Below are 6,026 nucleotides of genomic sequence, written 5' to 3'. Positions count from 1 at the left end.
TGGTTATTAGTATTGTGTGAGAAAACGGTAGCCTTTTCAGAGGTTGCCGTTTTCTGTTTTACATACCATCTTATAAGAATTTTTGGTCAAGGCTCAATGAAACAATGTCTTTAATGGGGTCCTACCACATGCCCGCCAAGCTAAAAACGTAAACGGCTAGCGATGTAATGATTCTTGCATCGAATTTGACAAGCGCTAGAAAAATAGACACGACAAAGAAGCCTTGTAAAAAGGCAACTTTTTTCGCTAGTCTGCTCGTCTTTGATGCACCGTCGTTTTATACGTTTTATGTAAAAATAAGTATGGACGAGTAAATAGACAGAAATAAGCATTTTAAGCCCCCTTAAACATTGATCTAAGGGGGCTGTCTCTTTTGTCTATAAAACGGTGGTTAAATATAAAATTTAGATTGTCTCCGTGTGATTAAGTCTGATCCACGAGAAAACAATAAAGGTTGTTGCCAAATACCATATATTGAACAAAAATTTAAAATCATCATTGTTGGGTAAAATACTCTTTTCCATTATTATAATCCCGCCTTTATTATCAAGAAGACTTGTTTTTAAACTAGTTCCTTTTTTAGTTATCTTCCCTTTTTTTTATGTTGAAAATTAAGAATTGGTCGCACCAGCAGCATCGATATTAGCCCCCAAAAAACAATCCGTTCCGCTATTTCCATGACGTAAAAAGGTTTCGTTGTATTTCGAATCGCGCCTTCCATATTAAGGTCCCTCATGATATCGATCCTCAGTGAAAATGGAATTAAACAAATTAGTGTGAATATCGCAATGGCTAGGTTTTTCATTTATATCACGCTCCCTATCATTTAGTGTGCCCTTTCCCTGCCTGTTCAAACAACCAATAGGTATAGACCGGGAAGTACTCGGACAGAATGTAGAAAAAAAGAAAGATAGGTAATGTAATACGATGCTTTCATTCTTCAAGCAAAAGAGAAACAGAGGAAATCAACAGCAGCGAAAAGAAGAGATATATGCAAATAAGCCTTCTGCCACGATGGACCGTTCTCTCTCCAAAAATCTGGATGATATTAAACGAATAACAGGAAACAGCCCGGATATTGTCATTCGAAAAGTCAAAATCGGCGATCATGCAAAAATGGACGCAGCTGTTCTTTTTGTAAAAGGACTCGTGGACAGTCAAGCTGTGAACGATTTATTCATTGAGTCGATCATGAAGAACAGCCAGTTACATGAAAAACTTCCTCTACAAGATATTATAAACCTGATCACGAATGAGGGCATTCCTCTCGGTCAAGTCCAATCGATGCGTAACCTGGAGGAAGTCGTCGACTCCTTACTGGCGGGCAATACGATCATTCTGATTGATGGAATCACTGAAGCGCTGACAGCCGGTACACAGGGAGGGGAAAAACGCTCCATTCAAGAGCCGACTACACATGTATCGGTCCGTGGATCAAAAGAAGGATTTACGGAATCCAATGAAACAAACATCGCCATAATTCGCCGGATTATTAAAAGTCCGGATTTACGGACGGAGTCGATGACAGTCGGAGAAGTGACGAAAACAGACGTGTCCATTATGTATTTAAACGGCATAGCGAAAGAGGACATCGTCAAAGAAATACGGACACGATTAAAAAGAATTAGCATGGACGGCATCCTTGAATCGGGCTATATTGAACAATTGATTGAAGACCAGACAAAGACGACTTTTCCGACAATTAATCACACGGAAAGGCCGGATATGGTCGCAGGCAAACTTCTTGAAGGAAGGATCGCTATTTTTGTCAACGGTACGCCATTTGTGCTGACGGCCCCTGCTCTTTTCATTGAATTTTCCCAGACTGTTGAGGACTACAGTTCCCGTTTGGATATAGCAAGTGCCCTTCGCTTTTTGCGAATTGCGATTTTCTTTATTTCTCTTCTAGGACCGGCTTTATATGTAGCCGCAACGACGTTCCATCAAGAGATGATCCCGACAACACTGGTCTTTGTGATTGCGGCACAAAGAGAAGCGGTGCCTTTTCCAGCCGTGGTCGAAGCTCTCTTGATGGAAATAACCTTTGAAGTTTTACGTGAAGCGGGGATTCGTCTGCCAAAAGCGATCGGGTCGACCGTCTCGATCGTCGGTGCTCTCGTTATCGGACAAGCGGCCGTGCAGGCAGGGATTATCTCGCCGGCCATGGTCATTGTCGTCGCGATTACCGCCATCGCCAATTTTGCGACGCCGGCTTATGGGATGGCCATTGCAGCCCGTTTGATTCGATTTGCTTTTATCATCAGCGCGGCAACATCTGGATTTTACGGTTTAATTCTCGTTTTCATTGTGATGATTGTTCATCTGTGCAGCCTGCGTTCATTCGGGATTCCGTATATGGCCCCGTTTGCCCCATTCATTTCGGCTGATATGGGCGATACGATTTTCCGAAGACCATTATGGGCGATGAACGAAAGACCGCGGTTAATTGCGGGCGACAATATGATTCGCCAAGGCGAAAATCAGAAGCCGCAGAAGCCGCAGCCCGTGAAATGGTTATGATAGACATGAAAAAAGGGGATGAGCATGAATCGTAAATGGGTTTTTCTTTTTTTGCTGACAATAATCGTTTTGTTCCTTTCAGGCTGCTGGGGCAAAAGAGAAATCACCGAACTTGCCTTTGTCTCCGCCTATGCTCTTGATGTAAACGAGGAAGGAAAATATGTGGCGACATTACAAGTTGTCAATCCAGGAAACGTAGCCGGCGGACTTCAGGGCGGAGGCGGGCAATCTTCTCCACCCACTATTGTTTATTCAGTCACGGGGCACAACCTGAGTGATATGAACGCCCTTATCACCCAAGAGATCTCCCGCCGGCCTTATTATGCCCATACAGAACTGGTCGTCATCAGCGACGAGCTGGCCAAAGAAGAAGGGCTCCCGCCCGTCATGGATGAGCTTGAACGCGACATTCAATTCCGGACGACAACGAAGGTCGTCATCGCGAAGGATACAAAAGCACGCCATTTACTTACAACATTGACGGGCCTGGATAAAATACCTTCTGTTAAAATCGCCAAAACATTGGAAGTAACAGAAGAAATGCTAGGTGAAACTCTAAATGTCGATGTTCATGATTTAATTAATCTCCTCGCATCTACTGGGAAAGAACCGGTCCTTGCTGGTTTCACGTTAAAAGGAGATCCAGAACAAGGGAAAAAGATGGAAAGCATTCAATCATCCAAACCTGAAGCAACTCCCAAGGCGGATGGATTGGCGGTTTTTAAAGAAGGAAAGCTGATTGACTGGATACACGGGGAAACCGCACGGGGAACGCTGTGGACACTGGATAAAATCAAAAATACGACGACAAGCATTCGCTGGGAAAAAGAAAAAAAGGCCATTGCCTATAACGTCACGCGTCAACAAACGAAGGTCTCTGCGACCATCACAAAAGGGAGGCCTAAAATATTGATTTCCACTCGGGCAGAAGGAGACATTGCGGAAGTAAAAGTGCCGGTGGATCTGACGGACCCGCTCGTCATCGAAAAGATCGAAAAAGAACTGGGAAAAGAAATCAAGGATGAAATTGAAAAAGCGGTCCAGCAAGCGCAAAAAAACAAATCGGACATTTTTGGATTTGGCGAAATCGTAGACCGTACCGATCCAAAAGTGTGGAAGAAGCTAGAAATGGATTGGAATGACCGCACATTTGCTGAATTAGAAGTCGATGTAAAGGTTAATGCGCTTATACGCCGCACGGGATTAACAAACAACTCACTTCATACAACATTAAAAAAGGAAGAGAAGTGATCACGTGATGGAAAAAGCAAAAATCAGTGCCTACCAGTTGTTCACACTCATTCTTTTATTTGAACTTGGTACTGCTATAGTGTCGCTTGGCAGCGTTGCGAAACAGGACGCCTGGCTGGCGGTTCTCATCGGAATGGCCGGCGGTTTTTGCCTGTTTTTCATGTATTACGGCATTTACCGCTACTATCCCGATATTCCGCTGACAGAATATGTACAAAGGATACTAGGGTCCGTTTTAGGAAGAATAATCGCCTTCCTTTATGTCCTCTATTTTGTGTATATGGCGGCAAGAATCTTGCGCGATTTCGGGGAAATGCTGGGCGTTATTGCTTACCCGGCAACGCCTTTGTTTGTCCTCAATGCCCTGCTCCTTCTGGTGGTTGTTTATACGGTTTATAAAGGTATTGAAGTTCTATCCCGAACAGGTGAATTGTTGTTTGTATTAATGTTTCTGCTTGCCGCCAGCGGCTTCCTTTTAATTATCCTTTCAGGGAATATGGACATCGCTAACTTAAAACCGGTACTGAAAGAAGGGCTTTCTCCAGTGATCAAAACCGCTTTCACACAAACATTGTACATCCCATTTGGAGAATTCATCGTATTTACGATGATTTTCCCTTATGTCAATGAACGTGAAAAAGTGAAACGCACCGGATTATGGGCAATGGGCATTAGTGGCGTGGCATTGGCCCTTATCATGGCGGTTAACATAAGTACTCTTGGCGTCGGCCTTACTGCCCGTTCGCAATTTCCTCTTTTAACTACGATGCAGAGGATTGAAATGGCCGAGTTTTTGGAGCGTTTGGATATTTATTTTATCCTTTTTGCCATCATCGGCATTTTTTTAAAGGTAAGTATACATTTCTATGCGGCAGTGATGGCAGTGTCTCATTTATTTCATGTGAAACACCCTTCCCATCTTGCGTATCCGATGGGCATGGTCGTTTTACTTATGTCCATGGCCATTGCAAGTAATTATCCAGAACATATTCAAGAAAGGCTGAAAATTATCCCGCTGTACGTTCTTCTTCCGCTTCAAGTCGTCGTACCTGCTCTTCTTCTTATCATAGCTTTTTTTAAAAACAGAAAAAAAGCAGCATAGAAAGAATAAGATAACTTTTATCATTTATTCGTCATTGTCATAGGGTAAGAAATATTTAGCCTTTCTAACACGTTACCTTATTGAAGAGTGCTTAGGAATTCCTGAAGAGGAAATTCCACGAAAGGTCAAAGCTGACATCCTTTGGAATAACCGTTTGCGACCTGCTGCTATGGATGAATTTTATAGGGGTAATTGAAAACACTTATCCTGGAAAGTTCAAACCGTGGGAATTCAACTATGTTCCCTAGAAGTATTGGCGAGGAGTAAAAGGGGAAAAAGAGCAATTGAAGCCGTTCAATATGTAATTGAAGAACAATGCAAGAGGACTCATCATGAAATCCCTTTACGAAAATCGGACATTTTTGGGTTTGGCGAAGTCGTGCACCGTACCGATCCAAAAGTATAGAAAAAACCGGAAGAAAAGTGGGATAATTGCGCGTTTGCTGAATTAGAAGTCGACGTAAAGGTTGATGCTCTTATACGAAGGGAAGTGATTACTTTATGGAAAAAGCGAAAATTAGTGCCTATCAGCTATTCACACTCATCCTTTTATTTGAACTTGGCAGTGCCTTGGTTCTTCCGCTTGCCAGTGAAGCGAAACAAGGCGCCTGGCTGGCTATTCTCATCGCAATGGCCGGCGGTTTTTGCTTATTTTTCATTCATTACGGCCTTTACCGCTACTATCCGGGTCTTCCGCCCACGGAATATATGCAAACTTTACTAGGATCCGTTTTAAGAAAAATAATTGCCTTCTTGTATATTCTCTATTTTGTGTATACAGCCGCAGGCATATTGCGCCCTTTTGGAGAATTGCTGGTCACCATTGCTTACCCAGATACACCTATATTTGTCATCAATGCCCTATTCATTCTGATGATCATTTATACGGTTTATAAAGGAATTGAAGTCATCTCTCGAACAGTTGAGAGATACAATTCAAGTGGAGAATTTGGCTTTAATGAATTGCTTGAAAGTGGAGGAATCCGAGTTGAACGTATGCCATCATGGGCGCTTGAAGATGAAAAAACCCCATCTAAAACGCCAGAAGAACAAGCAGAATTTGAAAGAAAAGTTGCTGAATTACAAGCCAGTTTGAAGGAAAGAAAAAGAGTCTAGCCAATAAGTGGCTGCACTCTTTTTTTGTATCTGGTTT

4 protein-coding genes and 3 pseudogenes are annotated in these 6,026 nt (G+C 42.7%); 6 read left to right on the top strand and 1 reads right to left on the bottom strand.

Annotated elements, in window-relative coordinates; genetic code table 11:
* Positions 1-583 precede the first annotated feature (583 nt).
* Complete coding sequence (locus A3M5_RS26920; protein ID WP_018395701.1) at positions 584-805, bottom strand: YczF family membrane protein; 222 nt, start codon at positions 803-805, stop codon at positions 584-586.
* 122 nt (positions 806-927) lie between these two features.
* Between A3M5_RS26920 and A3M5_RS23420 the strand changes: the two are divergent.
* The 6 genes and pseudogenes from A3M5_RS23420 to A3M5_RS23415 all read left to right on the top strand — a co-directional run.
* A pseudogene (locus tag A3M5_RS23420) lies at positions 928-2,555 on the top strand (spore germination protein).
* Positions 2,545-3,771, top strand: coding sequence for a Ger(x)C family spore germination protein (locus A3M5_RS0120775; RefSeq protein ID WP_018395699.1), 1,227 nt, complete (start codon positions 2,545-2,547; stop codon positions 3,769-3,771). The pseudogene A3M5_RS23420 and the gene A3M5_RS0120775 overlap by 11 nt, the downstream one beginning before the upstream one ends.
* Positions 3,772-3,778: 7 nt before the next feature.
* Positions 3,779-4,873, top strand: coding sequence for a GerAB/ArcD/ProY family transporter (locus A3M5_RS0120770; RefSeq protein WP_018395698.1), 1,095 nt, complete (start codon positions 3,779-3,781; stop codon positions 4,871-4,873).
* A 58-nt stretch (positions 4,874-4,931) separates the two neighbouring features.
* Positions 4,932-5,069 (top strand): annotated as a pseudogene (locus tag A3M5_RS26915) (DUF4046 domain-containing protein); the annotation flags it as partial.
* Between the two features lie 27 nt (positions 5,070-5,096).
* Positions 5,097-5,279, top strand: coding sequence for a Ger(x)C family spore germination C-terminal domain-containing protein (locus A3M5_RS26715; protein WP_332455469.1), 183 nt, complete (start codon positions 5,097-5,099; stop codon positions 5,277-5,279).
* A gap of 95 nt (positions 5,280-5,374) precedes the next feature.
* Positions 5,375-5,800, top strand: a pseudogene (locus tag A3M5_RS23415) (GerAB/ArcD/ProY family transporter); the annotation flags it as partial.
* Between the last annotated feature and the right edge of the window lie 226 nt (positions 5,801-6,026).

Origin of the sequence: Bacillus sp. 37MA (genome assembly GCF_000372765.1) — a bacterium.
In the GTDB taxonomy this organism is placed as follows: Bacteria; Bacillota; Bacilli; order Bacillales; family Domibacillaceae; genus Domibacillus; species Domibacillus aminovorans.
The sequence above is the reverse complement of the archived record's forward strand: the minus strand, read 5'-3'. Positions and strand labels throughout refer to the sequence as shown.

What these genes read in the sequence shown, in the direction of transcription:
- A3M5_RS26920 (WP_018395701.1), bottom strand. Translation starts at nt 805, where the DNA reads ATGAAAAACCTAGCCATTGCGATATTCACACTAATTTGTTTAATTCCA.
- A3M5_RS0120775 (WP_018395699.1), top strand. Translation starts at nt 2,545, where the DNA reads ATGAATCGTAAATGGGTTTTTCTTTTTTTGCTGACAATAATCGTTTTG.
- A3M5_RS0120770 (WP_018395698.1), top strand. Translation starts at nt 3,779, where the DNA reads ATGGAAAAAGCAAAAATCAGTGCCTACCAGTTGTTCACACTCATTCTT.